This window comes from Roseovarius sp. SCSIO 43702, from assembly GCF_019599045.1.
In the GTDB taxonomy this organism is placed as follows: domain Bacteria; phylum Pseudomonadota; class Alphaproteobacteria; order Rhodobacterales; family Rhodobacteraceae; genus Roseovarius.
This window is the reverse complement of record NZ_CP080623.1, coordinates 1,348,669-1,370,177: the sequence shown is the minus strand read 5'-3', so window position 1 is coordinate 1,370,177 and position 21,509 is coordinate 1,348,669. Positions and strand designations below refer to the sequence as shown.

Below are 21,509 nucleotides of genomic sequence, written 5' to 3'. Positions count from 1 at the left end.
AGGAACTTTTTATCGAATGGTGCCGGAATGAAGCTTGGCATGCTGGCCTGTTGTGCCGTGATGCTCGTCCCGCTTGGCGTCTACATTGTCGCCGGCGGAACGCTCGGCGGGCTTGCGGGCAACCTCGGCCTTCTGGCCCCGCTGGCGCTGTGCCTCGGGGCGCATGTCGTGATGCATCGGATGATGGGCAGATCCTGCCACGACAACACCGCAAATCCCCGGGAGAAGACCCCGGACGAGAACCCCGAACAAGGCCCGGCGGTTGTCCCGGTCCATGCCCCGCGCTGATTGCACGGTAATGATCCACGGCGCGCGCCCGAAACTGGCGCTGGTTGGCCTTCTTGCACTGGCCGGTTGCGGAGCGGGAGTGCGGCAGTGCCTGAATACCGACGCCACGCTGTCAACGCGCGGCGCGGCGTTCACGCTTCCGGATGGATGCCGCGCGATCCGGACCGGCCCGGACGGTGTCGTCACCCTCGCTTGCGATGATGGGCGGGTCGGCTATGGATTCGACGCCCTCGCCATCGGATCGCAGGAATTGCCATGACATCCAGGCGTTCGACACTTGCCTTTCTCGGCGTCGCTGCGGGCGTTGTTGTCGGCTTTCAGGCGCTTCCTTCCCTGTTGGATCGTTTCTCGGGTCTGCCTGAGTTTGAGCCTTTGGCGAATCCAGAAGGCTTCCGGAGGATAACGGGCGGAAGTTCCTCGTCCGGCGCATTCGACCCATTTGTCGGCCTTGAAGCCCAAGACGACGGGTTGAGAGCGGAAACCATCGCGGCCGTAGAAGCCGATCTTTGCAATGCGCTTTACGCGGATGTGGCAGAAGATCCGTCGACCGTACCGATCGCGTCGTTTTCGGACTATTACTGCCCCTACTGTCGCGTGCAGATGCGGCGCTTGGCAGATATTGCCGAACAGCTTGATAGCGGCGTTGCGATTTCCTGGCACGAGCTACCGCTTCTCGGCGAAGGCTCTGACCGTGCCGCGAGAGCGGCTTTGGCAGCAAAACGCCAGGGTGCTTATCTCGCATTTCAGCAAGCTCTGTGGACGACGCCGTTTCAGCCGACACGCGACTATCTTCTGCGATTGTCCGAGACCGTCGGAATTGATGGTGAGCGCCTGATAAATGACATGCAAAGCCAGGATGTCGCCGAAGACCTCATGGTCAGCAAGGCGCTTTCCCGGATATTCGGCTTCATCGGCACGCCGGCCATGGTGGTTGGCGGCACTGTCATCCAAGGCGAAATCACGGACGCCGTGTTGCGCAGCGTGATCGCTATCGAACTCGACGACGGCTGGCAAAGGATATGCTGAATAGATCGAGCAGTCAGTGTGCCGCGACGATCGCATTGAGCGTCTTGTCTCTTGTCGCCTCGTCGGTGGCAATTCTGGCTGCGACATCGGAACGAGCGGCGACACCGGCGGTCAGCGCGCAGCTCATCACGGCCGAAAACGGCATCGCGCCCGGCGCGGGGACGGTTTCGGCGGGGCTGGCGCTGGCGCTTGGCGAGGGCTGGAAAACCTATTGGCGCACACCCGGCGAGGTGGGCTTCCCACCCGAAATCGACTGGACCGGGTCGCGCAACGTGGCCGAGGTCGAATTTCAATGGCCCGCGCCCGAGCGGTTCACTGCCTTCGGCATCGAGAATTACGGCTATCACGGCGAGGTCGTCTTTCCGCTGCGCATCGCGCTGGAACAGCCGGGCCAGCCTGCCCATCTCTCCGCCTCGGTGACGCTGCTGACCTGCTCCGATGTTTGCGTGCCGCAGGATTTCAGCCTGTCGCTGGACCTGCCCCAAGGCACGTCGATCGACCCGGACAGCGCGGCGCGCATCGCCGATTACGCGGGTCGCGTCCCGGTTGGGGCGGAAGACGGGGGCATTCGGTCCGCCACCGCGCATGTCGATGCCGACGTAACCGCGCTGACCGTGACGCTGCGGCGCTCCTTGCCCTTCGAGGCGCCGGATGTGTTCCCGGAACTGGGCGAAGGTGCCTCTCTCGGAACCCCTGACATCAGGCTGGGTGAGGATGGCGATCTGCTCTGGGCGCGCCTGCCCATCATATCGCCGCCCGCCGATCCAACGGCCGCGATATCGCTCACCGCGACCGACACCGATGGCTGGGCCGTGACCGTGACGCCGGACAGGGTCGCGACCGCGCCGCCCCCGCCCTACACCGAAGCCCGCACCACCGCGCCGCTTTCCAGCATGGTCTGGATCGCCCTGACGGCCTTCCTGGGCGGGGTGATCCTGAACGTCATGCCCTGCGTACTGCCGGTGCTGTCGATAAAGCTGTCCTCTGCCATGAAGCTGGAAGGTGCCGGTCGCGCGAGCGTGCGATGGGGCTTCCTCGCCTCGGCCGCGGGGGTCATGGCCTTCATGTGGGGCCTCGCCGCAGTCCTTTTCGCGCTGCGGCAGGCGGGGGTCACCGTTGGCTGGGGCCTGCAATTCCAGAACCCGGTCTTCCTTGCGCTGATGGTGGCCATCCTCGCCATCTTCGCGGCGAACCTCGCGGGCGCCTTCGAGATCAGCCTGCCTCCAAGCCTGCAGACCCGGCTTGCGCGGGCCGGCGGCGCCGGGGGGCATGTTGGCGATTTCCTGACCGGTGCCTTCGCCGCGGTGCTGGCCACGCCCTGCTCCGCACCCTTTCTCGGGACCGCGATTGCCTTCGCGCTGGCCGGGCGCGGCGTGGATATCGCGCTGGTCTTCACCTTCCTCGGGCTGGGGCTCGCCGCCCCCTACCTGCTGGTCGCGGCCCGCCCCGGTCTGGTCCGTCACCTCCCCAGGCCGGGGCGGTGGATGATCGCGCTTCGGGTGATGCTGGGCCTTTTGCTGGCCGTCACCGCGGCTTGGCTGGTCTGGGTGCTGCGGGGCGTGGCCGGCACGACCACGATGCTCACGGTCCTCGGGATGACCGCCGGTCTCGTGATGCTGCTGTCGTTGTCGAGGCTGCGGTGCACAGTTCGTGCCGGGCTCGCGCTGCCCCTCGTGGGGATCATACTCTTCGCGGCGGGAGATCTGGCCGACACATCAACGCCCCGCGCGCTTTCGTCTCAGGTGACCGAGTGGGTGCGCTTCGACAGGGCCGAGATCGCCCGCCGTGTCTCGAGGGGCGAGGTCGTGTTCGTGGACGTCACGGCCGATTGGTGCCTGACGTGCAAGGCAAACAAGGCGCTCGTGCTGGACCGCGAACCGGTTGTCTCGGCGCTTGCGGCCGAGGGCGTCACCCCCATGCAAGCCGACTGGACGCGGCCCGATCCGGCGATTTCGCGCTATCTGGAAAGCTTCGACCGTTACGGTATTCCGTTCAATGCGGTCTATGGTCCGGCCGCCCCGGACGGCATCGTCCTGCCGGAACTGCTGACCCCGGACGTGGTCATGGCGGCGCTCGACGATGCCGTTGGGGAAGAACGGGACATCGCCGGCCAGCCTTGAACGCACGTGCCTCACCTGTTTCGGGGTGCGGCAGGCGCTGCTTTTCGTGGCAATGGTTTCGACCATTCCCGCCGCGGCGGGAACGGCCGAGTGCCGGCCTCACTTTTCCAGCGCCTTTCGCCGCCGGTCGAACTCCTCCTCGTCGATCTCGCCCGAAGCGAAGCGTTCGCGCAGGATGTCCACCGCATCGCGCTTTCCGCGATTTCCGCCGCCCTGATTGTCGGTGAACCATTTCACGGCAAAAACAATCAGGGCGATGACGACACCCCAGAACAGGATCATCATCAGCCCGCCGAACATGCCGTACCCGCCATCCCACATCATGTGACCATATCCTCCTTGCCAGTTTTCCCCGGGGTCCGCGGCGGCCAGTGTCGGCGCCGCAAGCCCGATGGTTGTCCAGATTGCCGTTCGTCTCATTTCAGGTCTCCTTCTGCTTCGTCTGGTCGTTGTTTTGTGTGTCCTCCGCCAGCGGGATGAAGATCGATGCCCTCAGACCGCCTTCGGCCCGATTTTCAAGCCGGATGTCGCCCCCGTGTCCGCGCACGATCGCCCGCGCTATGGCAAGGCCCAGCCCATGCCCCCCGGTTTCGAGCGAACGGGACGCTTCCAGCCGGTGAAACGGCGCGAAGACCTCATCGAGCTCTTCCTCGGGTATGCCGGGGCCATCATCGGTGATCTCGATCACCAGATCGTCGCCCGCGCGGTGCCAGCCGACCGTGGCGCTGCCACCATATCGGGTGGCGTTCTCGACCAGGTTGCGAACGGCCCTGCGCAGGGCGAGCGGGCGAATGCGCACCGTCATCGGCGGGCCGCCGGTCAGCACGAACGGCGTGGCCTTGTCACCCGCCAGGGTTTCGAGCCAGTCGGGCAGGTCGACGAGCTCCGAGGCTTCGCGCCCGGCCAGCCCCTCGGCGAAGTCGAGCGTGGCCTCGGCCATGGCCTGCATCTCGTCGATGGACGCGATCAGGCTCTCGCGGGTCTGCTCGTCTTCGACGAGTTCTGCATCGAACCGCATCGCCGTGAGCGGCGAGCGCAGATCATGGCTGACCGCGGCGAGAATGCGGGTGCGGTCCGCGACAAATCGCGTCAGCCGATCCTGCATGCGATTGAACGCGCGGGTGAGGTCGCGCACCTCGTCGGGGCCGGCGACAGGCAGCGGCTCACGCACGTCGCCGCGCCCCAGGTCCTCGGCGGCGCGCGACAGATCGCGGAGCGGCCCGGTCAGACGGGTCATCACGAACCAGAACGCCGCGACGAGGATCAACCCGGCCGTCAGCCCGAAGGCGAGAAAGGACGATAGCGGCCATTGCAATGGCGGGCGTTCGAACCGAGTGGCGACGTTCAGCCACTGACCGCCGGAGAGCGCGATGGACAAAGTCATCTCGACCGCCTGCATTCGGCCGCGCATCATGTCCTGATGCATCTCGGCCATTTGCGGGGATAGATTCGGGATCGGATGAAGAGGGAGGGTGGTTTCCCTCAGGTTGACCCTGATGTCGCGACTGAAGCTGTCGCCAAGCAAGGCCCGGACCCGCGTTTCGATGTAGTCTGCGTGATGATGGTCGGGCACGGTCACGCTTGGCGCGGGCGCAAGACCGAACCGCACGAGCGGTGAGTTCGCCGCCCGCACGATGGACGCGGACAGATCGGGCGGCGCTTCTTCCAGCAGCCGCACGACATTGGCGGCTCGCCCCGCCGCCTCGAAACCCAGGGCGGCGCGGACGGCAAGGCTGCGCTCGTCCGCGAAGAGCCACAGGCTCACCACCTGCGCTATGGCCAGGGCCCCGAGGATGAGAAGCACGAGTTGCGCGCGCAGGCTGCCTATCCGCGGCCGGGTCATTCGACCACCTCAACATCGGCGTTCAGACTGTAGCCCTGGCTTCGCACGGTGGTGATGAGCGTCGGGCGCAACGGGTCCATCTCGATCTTGCGCCGCAGCCGGCTGATCTGGTTGTCGATCGTACGATCGAGCGGCCCCGCCGCGCGCCCCGCCGTGAGATCGAGAAGCTGCTCGCGGCTCAGAACCGTGCGCGGACGCGCCAGAAGGACCGTCAACAGCCGGAAATCCGCCGTCGTCAGTTGCACGCGATTGCCGTCCCGGTCGGTCAGCATGTGCGCGTCGGTATCGAGCGTCAGTCCGCCGAACCGCAGGATGCGCCCCGAAAGCGGCCCGGCCTCGCGTCTCTCCTCGGGCGCGCGGCGCAGGACCGCCTTGATCCGTGCCAACAGCTCGCGGGGGTTGAACGGTTTCGGCAGATAGTCGTCCGCGCCGATCTCGAGGCCCACGATCCGGTCCTGATCCTGCCCGAGGGCCGTGAGCATGATGATCGGAAGCCGTTTCTCGGCCGACAGGCGCTTGCAGATCGAAAGCCCGTCCTCGCCCGGCATCATGACGTCGAGCACCATCAGGTCGAAGTGACCTTTCGCGAGCTTTTCGTCCATCTCCCGGGCATCCTTGGCCGCCGTCGCCCGCATGCCATTGCGTTCCAGAAATCGCGTGACCGAGTCCCGGATCTGGCGGTGATCGTCGACGACGAGGATATGCGGCAAACTGTTCATACTTCTCATTTGGCAGTGTGGCGGCGCGCGGTCAGCACCGGGATTGTAACGCTTTGTATCAGCTACGCGCATTGCGACGAACGGATACAAGATCGGGAATGACACGGCCTTGGCGGTCCTTCATGTCTTCCCATGTCGGTGAGGCGTTTCACACGAGAAAGGATACAGACATGAAAACCACAGCGAAACTCGCGGCAGCGACCGCCATCTTTATGGCTCTGGGCGGTGCAGCCTTGGCCGCAGGCAATCACGGGCATGGTGGCCAGGGTACTCCGGGAGCGCAGGGTCCGGCCGCCGGAAATCATGACATGATGCAGATGATGATGCGGATGCATGGGCAAATGATGCAGGGCGGCATGGGCATGATGGGCTCCGGTGGGCCCATGGGCGGCATGGGCCAGGGCATGATGGGCGGCGGCGCGTCGCTGATGGGCATGGGCCTGGAGCGGTTCGACGCCGATGGCGATGGCACGGTGACGCCCGAAGAAGCCCACGAAGGATTGCAAGCCCTGCTGGCGGAATACGATGCCGATGGCGACGAAACCCTGTCGCTCGCCGAATTCGAGACGCTCCACAGCGCGCTCATCCGCGAAACCATGGTGGACCGCTTCCAGTTCCTCGACGACGATGGCGACGGCGCGGTGTCGGTGGCAGAAATCGTCAAGCCTGCCGACATGATGGAGCGCATGCAGACGATGCGCGACGGCATGATGCCCGGACCGAATGGTGGCATGCAGCGCGACGGCGGCATGATGGGGACACCCGGCCAGGGCCGCATGGGCAACAACTGAGCCCGCCTTTCCGCCACCCCTCGCCCGGTCCCGCAGACTGCGGGGCCGGGCCTTGACCACGAAAGGACAGACAGAATGGCATACACTCATGACCGCCTGCTGGCAAATACCGGCATTGACGACGCAGAGACCCGCGTGCGCGCGGCGCTGGCCGACGCTGGTTTCGGCGTTCTGACCGAGATCGACGTCAAGGCGACGATGAAGAAGAAGATCGACAAGGACATGGCGGGCTACAAGATCCTTGGCGCCTGCAATCCGAACATGGCCTGGCAGGCCATCGGGCTGGAGCCGCGGATCGGCGCGATGCTGCCCTGCAACGTGATCCTGCGCAGCGTCGAGGGCGGCACCGAGGTGAGCGCCATCGACCCGGTTGCCTCCATGTCGGCCGTGGAAAACCCCGACCTGCACGCGGTCGCCGGTCAGGTCCGCGACATGCTCGTGCGCGCTGTGGATGCGGCCTGAAGGAGACAACCGATGACAACGGCACACGGTCGGCGCCTCTTCATTCTTGGGCTGGCGGCAGCGCCTGTCACCCTCATCACGTCTCCCCTGACCGCACAGGCCCGGACAATCTGGTCGGCGGACGAGGCCTATGACGCCCTTCTGGCAGACAGCGCGCGCGTCGTCGATGTGAGATCGCGCGAGGAGTGGCTGGAAACCGGCGTCGGGGCCGGGGTCTGGCCGATCAGCATGCACGAGGACCGATTTCCGGATCGCCTCTTTGCGGCGAAGGCGCTGGCCGGATCCCGAGACGTCGGCCTGATCTGCGCGACCGGGGGGCGTTCGGCGTCCCTGCTCCGTGCGCTCCGGCAGGCTCGCTACGATGGCTACGTGGACATCTCCGAGGGAATGCTGGGATCTCGCCGGGGTCCCGGCTGGCTTGCTGCCGGTCTGCCCGTGGTTCCGCTGGACGCAGCGCTTGCCTCGATGCCGGAGGACCTTGCCTGACGTGCCCGAAGAGAGCGCTTCAAAGAGAAATAACTACCTGTCTCTCGGCAAGGGTACCGTACTTGTCGTTGGCGTCGTCCTTGGGCTGGGCCTCGCTGTCTGGGCTGCAGGATGGTGGTCATTCGACCTGGACCGGGTAACGGTCGAGACGTGGGTCGCGAGTGCCGGGCCCTTGGGACCGCTCGCGGTCGTCTCCCTCATGACGGTCGCGGTCGTTGCCAGCCCCATTCCAAGCGCGCCGATCGCACTGGCCTCGGGGGCTGCCTACGGCCACTATGCCGGCACTCTCTATGTGGCACTCGGATCCGAGCTCGGCGCACTTGCGGCCTTCCTCATCGCCCGCGGGCTGGGACGTGGACCGGTCGAGCGACTTCTCGGGGAAAAATCCGACTACGGCCTGCTGGGCTCACAGAACGCGCTGACGCTCACGGTTTTCGCAAGCCGTCTCCTGCCCTTCGTGTCGTTCGACGCGATGAGCTATGCCGCGGGGCTCAGTCGCCTTCACTTCTGGCGCTTCGCCCTCGCTACGATGGCCGGCATCCTGCCCGCGAGCTTCGTGCTCGCGCATTTTGGCAGCGCTGCGATGGAAGGCACCTTCGGCAGCGCGGAATGGGTCGCGCTTGGGCTCGGGCTGATGACGGGCCTTCCCCTTCTGCTGGTTGCGCTTCGCCGGGACGCAACTTCGAGAAAAGACGATCCGGCGAAAGACACCACGGAGGCCCCAGTCGATCATGAGTTCCGATTACCAACAGAACAGCCTCAATCGGCCCGACGCCGTGGCGATGGGAACGGGCGTGATGATCGGCGCCGGTGGACATGAGAGGATCGGCGCATCGCACCTTGACCTTCCCATTACTGGAAGCCCTACGTGAGTGGTATATGCAAAAAAAAGGGATAACCGATGTCCGACCACGACCATCACCACCGCCACCACGCTCCGGCCTCCGGCGCGAAAACCGCGACGGACCCGGTTTGCGGCATGCAGGTCGAAATGCGCGAGGACGCGCGGTTGCGGGACTACGGCGGCGAGACCTACTGGTTCTGCTCCGAAGGCTGCGAGACGAAATTCGATGTGGATCCTTATTTCTACGCGTCGGGAAACGCGCAGAAGACATCGCGGCAAGCCCAGCCCGGCACGCAATACACCTGCCCGATGCACCCCGAGATCATCCGCGACGAACCCGGAAGCTGTCCGATCTGCGGCATGGCGCTTGAGCCGATGGTGCCCTCGGACGAGCCCAGCGAGGAACTGACCGACTTCACCCGGCGGATGTGGATCAGCGCCGCGGCGGCCGTGCCGCTGGTGATCCTGACCATGGGCGAGCTGGTCGGCCTGCCGGTTCGCGACTGGCTGGGCCACCAGCTCTCGGTTTACATCGAATTCGTCCTCGCCACGCCCATTATTCTCTGGGCGGCGCTTCCGTTCTTCCGGCGCGGCGTCGACTCGTTCAGGAATCTGTCCCCCAACATGTGGACGCTGATCTCGCTCGGGGTCGGCGCGGCCTACGTCTACTCGCTGGTCGCCACCTTCGCGCCGGGGTTGTTCCCTGAGCAGTATCGGATGGGCGAAGGCGTCGGCACGTATTTCGAGGCCGCCGTCGTCATCATCGCGCTGGTCTTCGTGGGCCAGGTGCTCGAGTTGCGGGCACGGGAACGCACCGGCGACGCGATCCGGGCGCTGATGGACCTTGCACCCAAGACCGCGCGGCGGATCCTGGCGGACGGCACGGAATACGACGCACCACTGGAAAACATCGTGGAGGGCGACCTCCTGCGCGTGCGGCCGGGCGACAGCGTCCCGGTGGACGGCGAAGTGGTCGAGGGCCGATCCTCCATTGACGAAAGCATGATCACGGGCGAGCCGGTTCCCGTCGAGAAGACCGTAGGCGACCGGGTGACCGGCGGGACGATCAACAAGAACGGAACGCTTGCGATCCGGGCGACGCAGGTCGGCGCCGACACCGTGCTGGCCCAGATTGTCGAGATGGTCGCGGGCGCCCGCCGCTCCCGCGCGCCCATCCAGGGGCTGGCGGACCGGGTCTCGTCGATCTTCGTGCCAACGGTCGTGGCGATAGCGATCGCGGCGTTCCTCGCCTGGCTCTCGTTCGGCCCGGAGCCGGCGCTGGCCTTTGCCATCGCTTCGGCCGTCTCCGTCCTGATCATCGCCTGTCCCTGCGCCCTCGGCCTCGCAACACCGATCTCGATCACGACGGCTGCGGGGCGCGGCGCACAAGCGGGCGTGCTGATCAAGGACGCCGAGGCGCTGGAGCGGATGGCCCGCGTCGATACCGTGATCGTGGACAAGACCGGCACGCTGACCGAGGGCAAGCCGACGCTGACGGATGTCGTGGCGCTGCAGGGCGACGAGGCGGAGGTGTTGGGCCTCGCCGCCGCTTTGGAACGTGGCTCGGAACATCCGCTGGCCGAGGCGATCGTCGCGGGCGCGCGGGATCGCGGTCTGTCGCTCGGCAGCGCGGCCGATTTCGAAGCGGTCACCGGCAAGGGCGTGCGCGGCACCGTCGACGGACGCCGCGTGGCGCTCGGCAATCCGGCGATGATGCGGGATCTCGGGCTCGAGACCGGCGACGCCGAGGCGCGGGCCGACACGCTCCGCGCCGATGGCAAGACGGCGATGTTCGTGGCAGTGGACGGCGCGCTGGCGGGGGTCGTCGCCGTGGCCGACCCGATCAAGCAAAGCACCGAAGGGGCGATCCGCGATCTGCACGCGCTCGGTCTGACGATCATCATGGCCACCGGCGACAACCAGCGAACGGCAGAGGCCGTGGCGCGGCAACTGGGCATCGACGAGGTGCGCGCCGGCGTCCTGCCCCAGGACAAGCAGAAGCTGGTCGAGGAATTGCGCGCGAAGGGCGCGTCGGTGGCGATGGCCGGCGACGGTGTGAACGACGCCCCGGCGCTGGCGGCGGCGGACGTGGGCATCGCCATGAGCACGGGCGCCGACGTCGCCGTGGAGAGCGCGGGCATCACGCTGATGCGCGGCGATCTGGTGGGGCTGGTGCGGGCGCGGAAGCTCGCGAAGGCGACGCTGCGCAACATCCGTCAGAACCTGTTCTTTGCCTTCGCCTACAACGCGGCCGGCGTGCCGATCGCGGCCGGGGTCCTCTATCCGGTCGTCGGCCTGCTCCTGTCGCCGATGATCGCGGCTGCGGCGATGAGCCTGTCGTCGGTCTCGGTCATCTCGAACGCGCTGCGGTTGCGGGGCGTAAAGCTCTGATCGAAAGGAGATAGTCATGGCCAACGGGCATCACGGGCATATGCCATCGAGCGGGCGCGGCATGGCGATCTCCGCCTGGCTGACGGGGGTCTACTTCGTCATCGAGATGGGCATCGGCCTCTGGACAGGGTCGATCGCAGTCATCTCGGACGCGTTCCACACCTTCTCCGCCGTTGGCGGCGTCCTGGTGGCCATTGTCGCCGCGCGTCTGGCCCGGCGTCCCGCCGACGCGGACCGCAGCTTCGGCTGGTATCGCGCCGAGATCATCGGCGCGCTGGTCAACGGCGGCTTCCTTCTCGGCATGGCGCTGGTGGTGATTGTTATGGCGGCCATGCGTCTGTCGGACCCGATAGAGCTGCCCACCGGCCCGATGCTTCTGGCCGCTGCCGGCGGGCTGGTGACCGAGTTCATATCGCTCGGGCTAATCTGGAAGCAGAGCAAGAGCGACCTCAACGTCAGGGGAGCGCTCTGGCACATCATCCAGACCTTCGTCGGCAGCCTGCTGATCATCGTCACCGCATTGGTGATCAAGTTCACGGGCTTCCTGCTCATCGACCCGATCCTGGGCATGGCGTTCGGCTTCGTGTTGCTCTGGGCAAGCTGGGGTATCCTGCGCGACTCCATGCACCTGCTGATGGAGGGCACGCCAGCCGATGTCAGCCTGACGGAGGTCATTCAGGCGCTCGGGTCCCTCGACGGCGTTGCCGACGCACACCACGTTCACGCCTGGGCGCTGACCAGCGGCAAATACGTCTTTTCCGGTCATCTTCGGGTGCGCGACGGGCATTACCCGCAGGACGTGCTCAAGGCCGCGCACGGCATGCTGCGTGACCGCTTCGGCTTCTTCTTCGTGACGTTGCAGGTCGAGACCCGTTGTCTCGATGAAAGCGGCGCCGAGACGATCGATATCACGCGAAACGACCAGACCGGGGCGGGTTGATGCCGGTTGTACTCCTTCTCGCCGTGATCACCGTCTCCGAAGCCACGATCGGCGTCTTCGTCAAGCTGACCGGGGATGCGATCCCGATCCAGACGCTGAACTTCTACGCGCTGAGCTTTGCCGCCGCGTTCCTTGCACTGGCCATCCCGCACGCGACCGGCCGCCCTCTGCGCTTTCCGCGCGGCAACGTGAAGGACACGGTCATCATCGGGGCGCTCATCGCCGCGCAGATCAGCGTCTTCAACTATGCGATGACGCTCGTGCCGATCGCCAACGCCGTGGTGTTCTGGAGCGTGGCCCCCTTCTTCGTGTTCATCTTCTCGGCGGTGTTCCTCGGCGAGCCCGCGAAGAAAAGCTACGTGCTGATCTTCGGGCTGGCGCTGGTGGGCATCGTGCTGGCCAAACCGCTGGCGGGCGGCGACTGGTTCGGCAACCTTGTCGCGCTCAGCACCGGCGCGATCTATGCCGCCATGGTCACATACATGCGCCATGAGGGACGCGAGGAGGCGGGAAACGATATCTTCTGGTCAATGGCGGTCGGAGCGGTCCTGCTGTCGCCGGCGCTGGGTCTCGCCGGGCCGGGCGAAGTCGGCAAACTCGTTGCCTATCCCGCCCTGGGCCTGTCGCTTCCCGTCATGCTGTGGGCGGTCTGCCTCGGCGTCGTCTCGACGGGGTTCGCCTATTTCGGGATTTCGCTGGTGCTCAAGAAGATCTCGGCAAACATCTATTCGCTGGTCGATATCATCGTCTCGCCGATCGTGGCGGCGACTCTGGGATACCTTGTCTTTGGCGAAGTTCCAGCGCAGGGCATGATCTTTGGTGGAGGATTGTTGCTCCTGTCCGGTTTTTGGCTGACGCGCGAGATGAGCCGCGGCAAGGAAACCGCTGCCGTCCACCCTTGCCAATGCGAGCAAATGAATGCACTTGGTGCCTGAAATGGAAGGATAAATCGAGATGAAGTTCTACGTGCCCGACATGAGTTGCGGTCACTGCGTCGCAGCCATAGACACTGCTCTCAGGGTGATCGATCCGGACGCGAGAGTCGATAGCGATCTGACATCGAAGACCGTCACGATCATTTCCGCGCAGGATGCCGCCACGCTTCAGGCCGCCCTCAAGGAGGCCGGCTACCCAGCAACTCCGGCTTGATGAACTCTATGTGAAATCTTGACCGAATAGCCGCCAAAATCGAACAGGATTGGAACTGGAAATACGCATGAACAGACGAGAATTCATTGTTGCGGGCGTCGCTGCCGCCGGGCTGCCCGGTGTGGTCCACGCTCAATCGCCCGCACCGCGCGTCGAGGTCTACAAATCGCCAACCTGCGGATGCTGCTCGGCCTGGATCGAACATATGGAGCGCGCCGGCTTCGTCGTTGACGCACGCAATGTCGACCAAGACGCCCTGTATGCGTTCAAGGCGCAATCCGGGATCACGCCCGACCTGGCCTCGTGCCATACGGCGCTCGTAGTTGGGTATGTCATTGAGGGCCATGTACCGGCTTCAGACGTCGAACGACTGCTCGCCGAACGTCCCGAAGCCATCGGCCTGTCGGTTCCCGGTATGCCGATCGGCTCACCTGGCATGGAGATGGGCAACCAGCGTGATGCGTTCGACACACTGTTGCTGCTGAAAGACAGCTCTACCGAGATCTTCGAGCGACATGCCTAAACGAGACGGTTGAGGTGACAGATGCCGCTCAGCCGACCTTGCAGCCCCAGAAGGACGTGTGATCGGCAGCGAAATAGCCGTCAGCGGCACGGAAGTTGCCCTGCAGCTCGACGGTGTCGCCGGCGGTGAGCGACACCATCGTCTGCAGCCAGAGCGCCGTAGCCTCGGAGACATGCGCGCCGCTGATCTCGCCCCGCGACCCGCGGATTTCGGTCGCGCCGTTCAGCACGAGCCGCCCGCTCATCCGCGCCGACGTGCTGGCGTTCACCTTGTAGAGCAGCGTCGCGCCGAAAAGGTAGGTGCCGTCCACCGGGGCCACGAAGCGGTTGTTCGCGGCGTCGAAGGCGCTCTGATCGTTGTAGTCGGTATTGTTGATGGCGATCTTCGTCCAAGCCCCGACGCCGACATAGTTGTCGTAGTTCGTGTAGGCCTTGAACCGCGGCAGCCGGGGCTGATCGACAATGCCGGTGACGTTGTCGACGCTGAGCCCGTCGAAGAAGATGCTGCCGTCGACCGAGACAGCGAGGCGGAATCGGTCGGAGCCGAAGAGGCCCACCAGCGCCTTGGTCACGAAGCCGGTCTGGAGCGTCAGGCCGAGATCGTCGCCCGCCGCCTCCTTGTTCATCGTGTAGAACAGATCGCCCGTGCCGCCCTCGGCGACGGTCTTCGCGGTCCAGAGCGCGGCATTGAGCTTGGCCGAGAACGGGTTCGACGCATCCGCCGTGGTTCCAAGTCCGAGCAGCGCCATGTTCTGCAGCACGTCCGGGGTGGTCCCGATCCAGCCTGCGCCGTCATAGACCAGCAGCAGGCCCTCATCCTCGACCCACGCCCGCCAGCCGGTGCGCGGTGGCAGGCGCAGCCAGGCGCCATCGGTCCAGAGCGCAACGTTCAGGTCCCAGCCCGCCCAGTCGCCGGTCGCGCCCGAGGCGACGATGTAGCGGTCGCCATCGGCCGGGCTGGCAGGCGGCTCGGTCAGGTCGCGGTCGAGGACGGAGAGCTGGACGAGCCCGTCGAGAGTCCGCAGCGCCTCGTTGTGGGTGACATGCTTCTGGGCCTGCGCCGCCAGGATGTAGGGCAGCAGAAGATGGGTCGTGGCATCGGACATGGGGTCCTCAGAATGTCAGCGTGACGGTCTTGGGCGCGCCCCGCCCGGCGAGGGCGGAGAGCTGAAAGATGCGGATGTCGAGCGTGTCGCCAGGGGCGAGCAGCGCGCCCCAGTCGGCGGTCTGCTGGGCGGCGGTGTAGACGGCGCTGGTGGTGGCGGTGCTCAGCACCCGCTTCACGGTCGTGCCGTCGAGAATCTCGACCTCGTAGGCTTCGAGCTCCTCGGCCAGCGGCACCTCGAGCCCGCCCCAGTTGTCGGCCGCGAGCGCGCGGGACCGGCGCGTCCAGCGGATCGTCAGATCGCCGGGCGTGCGCGGCGTTCGCCACGGCTGCTCGACATGGACGACGGAGAACGGCCGCAGCCCGGCGCCGGCGGGCGTGAAGGCCTGCGCGACATAGGTGTCCTCGGTCACCGGGCGGCTCGCGGGGCCGATGCGCCAGTTCCACGGGACGCCGAGGTCGGCCTCGGCGATCGGCAGAGATGCGAGGCTTTCATCGAGCACGACGACCCGAGCACCCGCGGGCGCCGGATCGCCCATGGCACCTTCCGTGCCACGCTGACCGCGGAGGAGCCGGGTCAGGCGATACCGACCGGGCGCCAGCAGTTCCGCCGCGCCTGCCTGCACGATCTCCCAGACGCCGGGCGCGGTCTCGATGGCCAGCGCGTTGGCGCCTCCGAACAGCGTCAGGTCGGTGACGCTTTCCAAGGTGCCGGTGAGCAGATCGACCACCAGCGCATTGCCGAGGTTGAAGCGCGACGTCGGTCCTGCGTAGAAGTCCGAGACCAGAGTGCCGATCCGCGCCCGTGTGCCGAAGCTCGTGAGCAGCTCGAACCCGTCCGTCGAGGGGCTTCGGAATACCGCGATCTCGCCCGGCCACGGGACGGCATGCGCCGCCGCGAAAGGCCGATGCGCGGGTTGGTCCTCGGTCAGTTGCGGCAGGTCGAGCAGCACCGGCTCGGGCGCGCCGAACGCGACGGCCTGCGAGAGCGCCGAGGGCCGCGGCGCGCCGGGCGGCAGGTCGTAGGCATCGCGGTCCTGGCGGACGGCTTCGATGCCGCGCGCACCGGCATCGGCGATGGAGACGAGCCGCAGTGGGACGGTCCGGCCGTCATGAGCGAACGACACGACATCGGCCGGATCGAGCGCCAGCCGCGAGGGCGGCAGGCGGAAGACCGCGCTCTCGCGGCCGGTCCACGCTTCCATCAGCGCGCGGCGGCAGCGTCGCTCAGCCTCCTCGGGCGGCACCGCCATCGGGAAGGACTCCGAGGCGATCCGCGTCGTGTCCACGGTGATGCGCCGGGCTTCGACCTGCGCGGCCTCGTAGTCCTCGTCAGCGCGAGCCACCTGCCATTTCAGGGCCTGTGGCAGTTCGGTCTCCTGGCCACGGGTGAGTTCGAGGACGTCGCCCTCGCGGGCGGCGACCAGGTCGTCGGGGCTGACGCTCGCCACCGCCGCCCGGCCGCGCATCACGAAGCGGATCACCCCCTCGGTCTCGACCGCATCGAAGCCGAAATGCCGCGACAGCGTGGTGATCGAGGCGCGCGGGGACTCCAGCGCGCCGATGGCATATCCCTCGACGGCGCCCCAGAGACCGGTGACGTCGATCCGGGAGTCGGGCAGACCAGCACGCAGGCAGAGGTGCCGGACCAGCGCCGCCTGCGACACCGCGCCGAGCCGGCCGGTCAGCCAGTGGCCCAGCCGCCAGTTCGCCCCGTCCGTCCAGACGTCGGTCAGTGCCGGGAAGAACGGATAGGGTCGCGCGTCCCAGGTCCAGGCGGCGCATTCGGGCACATGCACCATCCGGCCGCCGTAGACCGAGGACAGCGGATTGTTCGCCGCGTCGCCCCACCAGAGATAGGTCGCCTCGAGATAGGCCCGCTGGATCGCGTCGTCCCGCCAGCCCCGCGAGAAATGCGGCGTGAAGCTTTCCGACGACTTCGGGTCGAAGAACACATTGGGCTGGTTGGTGCCCCGGTCGATGGCGGGGCAGCCGAGTTCGGTGAACCAGATCGGCTTGGACTGCGGCGCCCACGCCGTCGGCGTGCCGCTCTCCACCCCGCCCGGGCGGTTGTAGTGCGCGTTCGACCACCAGGCGCGCAGATCCTTGTAGCGGAACACCCACGGCTTGGCCGCCGCGCCGTCGGTGATCGTGGTCCGCATTTGCGCCGAGCGATCCGCCGCGCTGGCATAAAACCAGTCGAAGCCTTCGCCGCCGGCGATGTTCGCCTGCAGATAGGCGCGGTCGTAGATGGCGGGCCAGCCCTCGGCCGCGTCCGCGTGTTCGAAGCCATCGCGCCAGTCCGAGAGTGGCATGTAGTTGTCGATGCCGACGAAATCGATCTCCGGATCGGCCCAGAGCGGATCGAGGTGGAAGAACACGTCGCCGCTACCGTCGCCGGGCTGATGCCCGAAGTATTCTGACCAGTCGGCGGCGTAGCTGATCGCTGTGCCTGCGCCGAGGATCGAGCGGACGTCGGCCGCCAGATCGCGGAAGGCTTGCACCGCCGGATAGCTGGACGGCTCCGAGCGGATCGTCGTCAGCCCGCGCATCTCGGTCCCGATCAGGAAGGCGTCGACGCCGCCCGCCGCCGCGCAGAGATGGCCGTAGTGCAGCACCATGCGGCGCAGGCCCCAATCCTCTGCCGCACCGGTGAAGGTCACGGTCGCCTCGGCCGCCTCCGCCGGCGGGTCGATGCGCAGGGCGGTGACGGTCTGGGCGGGCCAGGCCGTGTTGCGTGGCGTGACCATCCAGCTTTCCGTGCCGCTTTCCGCGTCACGCAAAACCATGGCAATCGTCACGTCCTGCGTGCTGCTGTCGACCAGCGTGAAACGCCATGTCTGTCCGGTTTGCGCGGCCGGCGCACCGCCGCCGAAGACGCTGGTGGACCAGTTGATCGCGGCGTGATCCCCGTCGGGCGCGGCCGCGGTGGCGGAGACGCCTGCAAATTGCTCGCCAACGGGACCGCTCGTGACCGCGAAATCCCCTGGCTGCGCCGACCCGAAGAAGGCCGCCACCTGGTCCGCCGCCGTGGCCGTCTTGTCGACGGTTCCGGCGTAGCCTGCGGCCGGCGAGCAGGTGATCCGCCCACGCCACGGGAAGACCGGCTGGCCCGTCTCCGCGGCGTTGTCGGAATACGGGTTCGGCAGGTTGTTGCCCTCCGGCACGTCCATCAGGATGAACGGGTAGAAGGTGACACGCAGCCCGCGCGCCTTCATCTCCTGGATCGCCTGCACCACGGCGAAGTCGGACGGCGTGCCGCCATAGACGGGCCGGTCCTGGTCGTCGCGGCCGACGAGATGGGCCGCCGAGCGGGAGACGCCGTTCACCGACCACGTCTGCGGGTTCGTCGTCTTCGCCGAGACCTCGACGCCCGGGCGGATGGTACACTCGCCCGCGCGCAGGTCGTTGCCGAACCAGGTCACCACGAGGCTCACGCTTTCCACCTTCGGCACCATGGCCTGCAGCCGATCGAGCGCCACCACCATGTCGGCGGTGTCGGAGAGCGCGTTCAGGTTCTCCGCTTCTTCCGACCCGAAGAGCCCCTTGCGCACGCCCTCAGTGGCATAGACGAACTCCCCCGACGCCGGGATCATGGTGACCGCCTGCGTCAGCCCCTCGGCGGTGTCGGGATCGGCTACGGGTGCGAACACCTCGAAGGAAAGCTGCGGGATGCGGTTGCCGAAGTCGGCGAGGGCCAAGTCCTCGAACACGACATAGGCCGTGCCGCGATAGGTCGGCGTGTTCGCCGCGCCCATCTTGGTCGCGATGAACGGGTCCGCCGTCTGCGCCTCGTCGCCCGGGTACCAGCGCCAGGTGATCCCGGCCGTGTCGAGGAGCTTGCCATCCGCCCAGATGCGGCCGATGCCGGTGATCGGACCTTCGCAAAGCGCCACGGCGAAGCTCGCGTAGTAGAGATACTCGATCGTCTTGACCTTGCCGCCCCCGCCGCCCTTGCCCGCGCCTCTCGTGGTGGTCTTGGTCTCCTCGCGGAAATCCGTCGCCCAGATCACGTTCCCGCCCATCCGCATGCGCCCGTAGACGCGCGGGACGACCGCGCCTTCGGTCGAGGACGTGATCCGCAAGGAATCGAGCCGCGGGCCTTCGATCCGCTGTGTGGGCGCCAGCGAGGACACGATCCAGCTGTCGACGACGGAGCCGATGGTGGAGCCGACGAAGCCGCCGATGGTCGCGGCGCTGACGCCCAGAATGCCGCCGCCAATGCTGCCACCGATTGCGGTTCCGACAGCCCCGAGAACAAGCGTCGCCATCAGTTGGCCTCCGGGAACAGAAAGGCGAAGGCGATCCTGCGCGCCCAGGCCCGTGTGAGCGGTTCCTCGATCACGCCGAGGCGCTCGTAGGCATGAATGAAGCTGCCGGCGCCCGTCAGGATGCCGACATGCTTGGCGATGGCGCGGGGCTTCATGCGGAACAACACCAGTGCGCCGGGACCGGCCTCGGCGGGTTCCACTTCGATCATCATGGCGCGCGCGCCCTCGGCCAGCACCTCGCGCGGGCCGGTCTCGCCCCAGTCTCGGCTGTAAGGCGGGATCGGGAACGGCTCGGGGCCGACCACTTCGCGCCAGACGCCGCGGGCGAGCCCGAGGCAGTCGCAGCCCACGCCCTTGAGGCTCGCCTGGTCGTGGTAGGGCGTGCCGAGCCAGGAGCGTGCGACGGCAATGACCCTGTCTGGATCGGCCGGCGTCACAGCACACCCCCCTCATGGCCGCCGTCCTTCGTGGCATACCGCAGGATCGTGTCCTGCCCGGGGATGTACGGGAACCCGCGGAAGTTGGCCGTGTTGGCGAACTTCGCGTCGCAGGTCTCGATCCGCTTGTCGCAGCCCGTGCGGATGGTGAACGCGTCGCCCTCGGCGATGGCGCGGACCGACGCCTCGAGCAGGGTCAGGATCGCCACGCCGTCTGTGACGTCGTGGCCCAGCACCTCGGTGCGCCGTCCCGCGTTCGCGCCGCTCGTCCAGTCCAGCGTGCCGAAGGTGAACCACCCGGAGGTGAACCCACCAAGCCCCGAGGCGGTGAAGACGCGGTCGCGCAGGAGATCGATCACGGCGCCCGCGCCATTGTAGGCCGGATCCTCCAGATCGACGCCGCAGCGCGTGTCGCCGAGGGCGGCATCGCAGCTCGCCTGGAAGGTCCGCCCGACCGTCTGGCCGAGCACATGGGCGAGCGAGCGGACCTCGGCGACGAAGGCCAGCCGCCCGCGCCGAATCTGGCCGATGGCGCCGCGCCGCATCAGCACGCGCTGCGCGGTGTCAGCCCAGTTCACCCGCCAGACCTCCACCTCGGCGTTGTCCCAGCGGCCGTCGAGGATGTCGGTCTCGGTGATCCGGTCCGAGGTCAGCACGCCTTCTGCGTCCTGCGCATCAACCGAGAGGTCAGAGCCCGACCGAACTTCGGAGGCGGTCAGCCCGCTTTCCGGCTCGAAGTCCGTGCCGTCGAAGTTGAGCGTCCGGTCATGGTCGGTGAAGCCGAAGGTGACGCCATCGGCCCGCGTGATCCGCCAGCACCAGGCCAACGTCGTCGTGCCCTCATCGAGATGGGCCTGCAGTTCGGGCGAGAGGGTCTTCATCGGCAGGTCCCTGTCATGCGGTCATCGAGATCGGCGATCCAGTCCGCCCAGTCCGGCGGCACGTCGGCGACGGTCTCGGCCGCCGGGCGGGCCAACCGCGCCTCCGCGTAAGCCATGCAGCCGGCGTCACCAGCGCCCATCGTTGCGGCGCAGCCGGTCAGCGGGATCGCCAGTACCGCGGCCATCGCGAACCGCATCGCGACCGCGCTCGACGCGCTCGCTCTTGTCTTCCATCGCATCGCGTTCGGCCTCCCGTTTGCCTGCGCGCTTCCCTTCGACGCGACCCCAGAGCCGGCCGAGGACGACACCTCCGACCGCGCCCAAGGCCGCCACCAGCCAGATCAGGAAATCAGCCATCGCCACGGAATCCGCGCTCGATCCGGTCGCGCAGGCCGATCAGGCCCAGACCGAGGAACATCAGGCCCGCGGGCGAGGCATCGCCCGAGCCTGCGAGCAGCGCGACGAGACGGGACAGTTCCGCGAGCGGCCCGGTGGCGGGCAGCGCGAGAGACGCAATGCCGGTGAGCATCGCGAGCAGTCCCGCCCACCAGGTCATGGAGTTGGGGCGAACGTAGCGCATGGATCAGGCCCTCCGGATCAGAGTGGAAAGACAAGCGACCAGCCGGGCGAACCAGCCGGTCGGTGCGTCGGGGGTGACTGGGACATGGGGCTTGGCGGGATGCAGGAGCGCCAGCGCATCTCTCTCGGCAAGCCGACGGATCGGCCGCGAAAAGTCGACGCGGCCCGTGCGATCCACCGACCAGACCGGGATGGCCCCGCCGGGATAGCGGCCATGGCGGAACAGGTCGCGCTCGGCCTCCCGGCGCGGGATGATGGAGGCCGGTCGCCGCCAGTTCAGAAACGCTTTGGCGGCTGCAATGCGATTGCCGGCATTGACGTGCCGGGTCAGTGCGGCCTTGGCGATGCCGCCGGTGTTGTAGTGGAAGCTGACCAGCGCATCGAACTCGTGCGGCGCCAGCGGCACAGTCACCGCGGTCAGAACCTCGGCCTCGTAGCGCGCGAGGTCGGCTCGGAACACACGGAACGCCGCACGGATCCCGGCATCGAGATCGGCGGGCATGCCGCGGGACATCGCATCGGGATCGGGCGGCCCGGCCGCGGCCGTGTGGCCGATACCGAAGGTCCAGGTGCCGGTGGAATCGCGATAGGGCGCGGGCACGATTCCTTCGTGCCCGGCCAGGGCCAGGAGACCCCGCTCGGTCATCTGCATGGG

General features: G+C 67.0%; 22 protein-coding genes and 1 pseudogene. 13 read left to right on the top strand and 10 right to left on the bottom strand.

Going from position 1 to position 21,509, the window contains the following annotated elements; translation table 11 throughout:
- Window positions 1–27 precede the first annotated feature (27 nt).
- From K1T73_RS06625 to K1T73_RS06610, 4 genes are read left to right on the top strand one after another with little or no spacing between them, the layout of a single operon-like run.
- Window positions 28–288 carry a DUF2933 domain-containing protein gene (locus tag K1T73_RS06625; protein ID WP_233253376.1) on the top strand — a complete coding sequence of 87 codons (261 nt, stop codon included), beginning with the start codon at window positions 28–30 and terminating at the stop codon, window positions 286–288.
- A gap of 10 nt (window positions 289–298) precedes the next feature.
- On the top strand, window positions 299–547 hold the full coding sequence (locus K1T73_RS06620; protein WP_136340159.1) for a hypothetical protein: 249 nt from the start codon (window positions 299–301) through the stop codon (window positions 545–547).
- Window positions 544–1,314, top strand: a complete 771-nt coding sequence (locus K1T73_RS06615) for a DsbA family protein (RefSeq protein ID WP_136340158.1) — start codon at window positions 544–546, stop codon at window positions 1,312–1,314. Before K1T73_RS06620 ends, K1T73_RS06615 begins: the two co-directional genes overlap by 4 nt.
- 35 nt (window positions 1,315–1,349) lie before the next feature.
- Window positions 1,350–3,434: a protein-disulfide reductase DsbD domain-containing protein gene (locus K1T73_RS06610; RefSeq protein ID WP_310794412.1), complete on the top strand. Its 2,085-nt coding sequence runs from the start codon at window positions 1,350–1,352 to the stop codon at window positions 3,432–3,434.
- Between the two features lie 99 nt (window positions 3,435–3,533).
- Here K1T73_RS06610 and K1T73_RS06605 read toward each other — a convergent pair whose 3' ends face one another.
- Genes K1T73_RS06605 through K1T73_RS06595 form a run of 3 tightly spaced genes read right to left on the bottom strand, consistent with a single transcriptional unit; the run spans window position 3,534 to window position 5,996 of the window.
- Window positions 3,534–3,854 (bottom strand): SHOCT domain-containing protein, encoded by a 321-nt coding sequence (locus K1T73_RS06605; protein ID WP_234163378.1) that lies wholly within the window; start codon window positions 3,852–3,854, stop codon window positions 3,534–3,536.
- A 1-nt stretch (window position 3,855) separates the two neighbouring features.
- Window positions 3,856–5,277: an ATP-binding protein gene (locus K1T73_RS06600; protein ID WP_220603151.1), complete on the bottom strand. Its 1,422-nt coding sequence runs from the start codon at window positions 5,275–5,277 to the stop codon at window positions 3,856–3,858.
- Window positions 5,274–5,996, bottom strand: coding sequence for a response regulator (locus K1T73_RS06595; RefSeq protein ID WP_136340155.1), 723 nt, complete (start codon window positions 5,994–5,996; stop codon window positions 5,274–5,276). Before K1T73_RS06595 ends, K1T73_RS06600 begins: the two co-directional genes overlap by 4 nt.
- Before the next feature lie 170 nt (window positions 5,997–6,166).
- Between K1T73_RS06595 and K1T73_RS06590 the strand changes: the two genes are divergently transcribed.
- The 9 genes and pseudogenes from K1T73_RS06590 (at window position 6,167) to K1T73_RS06550 (ending at window position 13,582) form a co-directional block, all read left to right on the top strand.
- Window positions 6,167–6,787 (top strand): EF-hand domain-containing protein, encoded by a 621-nt coding sequence (locus K1T73_RS06590; RefSeq protein ID WP_220603150.1) that lies wholly within the window; start codon window positions 6,167–6,169, stop codon window positions 6,785–6,787.
- A gap of 75 nt (window positions 6,788–6,862) precedes the next feature.
- Window positions 6,863–7,249, top strand: a complete 387-nt coding sequence (locus K1T73_RS06585) for a DUF302 domain-containing protein (protein WP_136340153.1) — start codon at window positions 6,863–6,865, stop codon at window positions 7,247–7,249.
- 12 nt (window positions 7,250–7,261) lie between these two features.
- On the top strand, window positions 7,262–7,735 hold the full coding sequence (locus K1T73_RS06580) for a rhodanese-like domain-containing protein (RefSeq protein WP_136340152.1): 474 nt from the start codon (window positions 7,262–7,264) through the stop codon (window positions 7,733–7,735).
- Between the two features lie 85 nt (window positions 7,736–7,820).
- Window positions 7,821–8,426, top strand: a pseudogene (locus K1T73_RS06575) (TVP38/TMEM64 family protein); the annotation flags it as partial.
- Between the two features lie 210 nt (window positions 8,427–8,636).
- The gene (locus tag K1T73_RS06570) at window positions 8,637–10,970 is read left to right on the top strand and encodes a heavy metal translocating P-type ATPase (RefSeq protein WP_220603149.1); all 2,334 of its coding nucleotides are present in this window, start codon (window positions 8,637–8,639) and stop codon (window positions 10,968–10,970) included.
- A gap of 16 nt (window positions 10,971–10,986) precedes the next feature.
- The gene (locus K1T73_RS06565; RefSeq protein ID WP_220603148.1) at window positions 10,987–11,910 is read left to right on the top strand and encodes a cation diffusion facilitator family transporter; all 924 of its coding nucleotides are present in this window, start codon (window positions 10,987–10,989) and stop codon (window positions 11,908–11,910) included.
- Window positions 11,910–12,845, top strand: coding sequence for a DMT family transporter (locus tag K1T73_RS06560; protein ID WP_087596880.1), 936 nt, complete (start codon window positions 11,910–11,912; stop codon window positions 12,843–12,845). Before K1T73_RS06565 ends, K1T73_RS06560 begins: the two co-directional genes overlap by 1 nt.
- Window positions 12,846–12,864: 19 nt before the next feature.
- Entirely contained in the window at window positions 12,865–13,059 is a 195-nt protein-coding gene (locus K1T73_RS06555) for a heavy-metal-associated domain-containing protein (RefSeq protein ID WP_087596881.1), read from the top strand.
- A 67-nt stretch (window positions 13,060–13,126) separates the two neighbouring features.
- On the top strand, window positions 13,127–13,582 hold the full coding sequence (locus tag K1T73_RS06550) for a DUF411 domain-containing protein (protein WP_220603147.1): 456 nt from the start codon (window positions 13,127–13,129) through the stop codon (window positions 13,580–13,582).
- 28 nt (window positions 13,583–13,610) lie between these two features.
- On the opposite strand, the gene K1T73_RS06545 is transcribed toward K1T73_RS06550, so the two are convergent.
- From K1T73_RS06545 to K1T73_RS06510, 7 genes are all read right to left on the bottom strand, one after another.
- Window positions 13,611–14,687 carry a DUF2793 domain-containing protein gene (locus K1T73_RS06545; RefSeq protein ID WP_220603146.1) on the bottom strand — a complete coding sequence of 359 codons (1,077 nt, stop codon included), beginning with the start codon at window positions 14,685–14,687 and terminating at the stop codon, window positions 13,611–13,613.
- Window positions 14,688–14,694: 7 nt separating this feature from the next.
- Complete coding sequence (locus K1T73_RS17850; protein ID WP_259400470.1) at window positions 14,695–18,957, bottom strand: glycoside hydrolase/phage tail family protein; 4,263 nt, start codon at window positions 18,955–18,957, stop codon at window positions 14,695–14,697.
- Window positions 18,957–19,394: an NlpC/P60 family protein gene (locus K1T73_RS06530; RefSeq protein WP_220603145.1), complete on the bottom strand. Its 438-nt coding sequence runs from the start codon at window positions 19,392–19,394 to the stop codon at window positions 18,957–18,959. Before K1T73_RS06530 ends, K1T73_RS17850 begins: the two co-directional genes overlap by 1 nt.
- Window positions 19,391–20,275, bottom strand: coding sequence for a DUF2163 domain-containing protein (locus tag K1T73_RS06525; protein ID WP_220603144.1), 885 nt, complete (start codon window positions 20,273–20,275; stop codon window positions 19,391–19,393). Before K1T73_RS06525 ends, K1T73_RS06530 begins: the two co-directional genes overlap by 4 nt.
- Before the next feature lie 126 nt (window positions 20,276–20,401).
- Window positions 20,402–20,632 (bottom strand): hypothetical protein, encoded by a 231-nt coding sequence (locus tag K1T73_RS06520; protein WP_220603143.1) that lies wholly within the window; start codon window positions 20,630–20,632, stop codon window positions 20,402–20,404.
- Window positions 20,625–20,855 (bottom strand): hypothetical protein, encoded by a 231-nt coding sequence (locus K1T73_RS06515; RefSeq protein ID WP_220603142.1) that lies wholly within the window; start codon window positions 20,853–20,855, stop codon window positions 20,625–20,627. Before K1T73_RS06515 ends, K1T73_RS06520 begins: the two co-directional genes overlap by 8 nt.
- A 3-nt stretch (window positions 20,856–20,858) precedes the next feature.
- Complete coding sequence (locus K1T73_RS06510) at window positions 20,859–21,506, bottom strand: lysozyme (protein WP_220603141.1); 648 nt, start codon at window positions 21,504–21,506, stop codon at window positions 20,859–20,861.
- Between the last annotated feature and the right edge of the window lie 3 nt (window positions 21,507–21,509).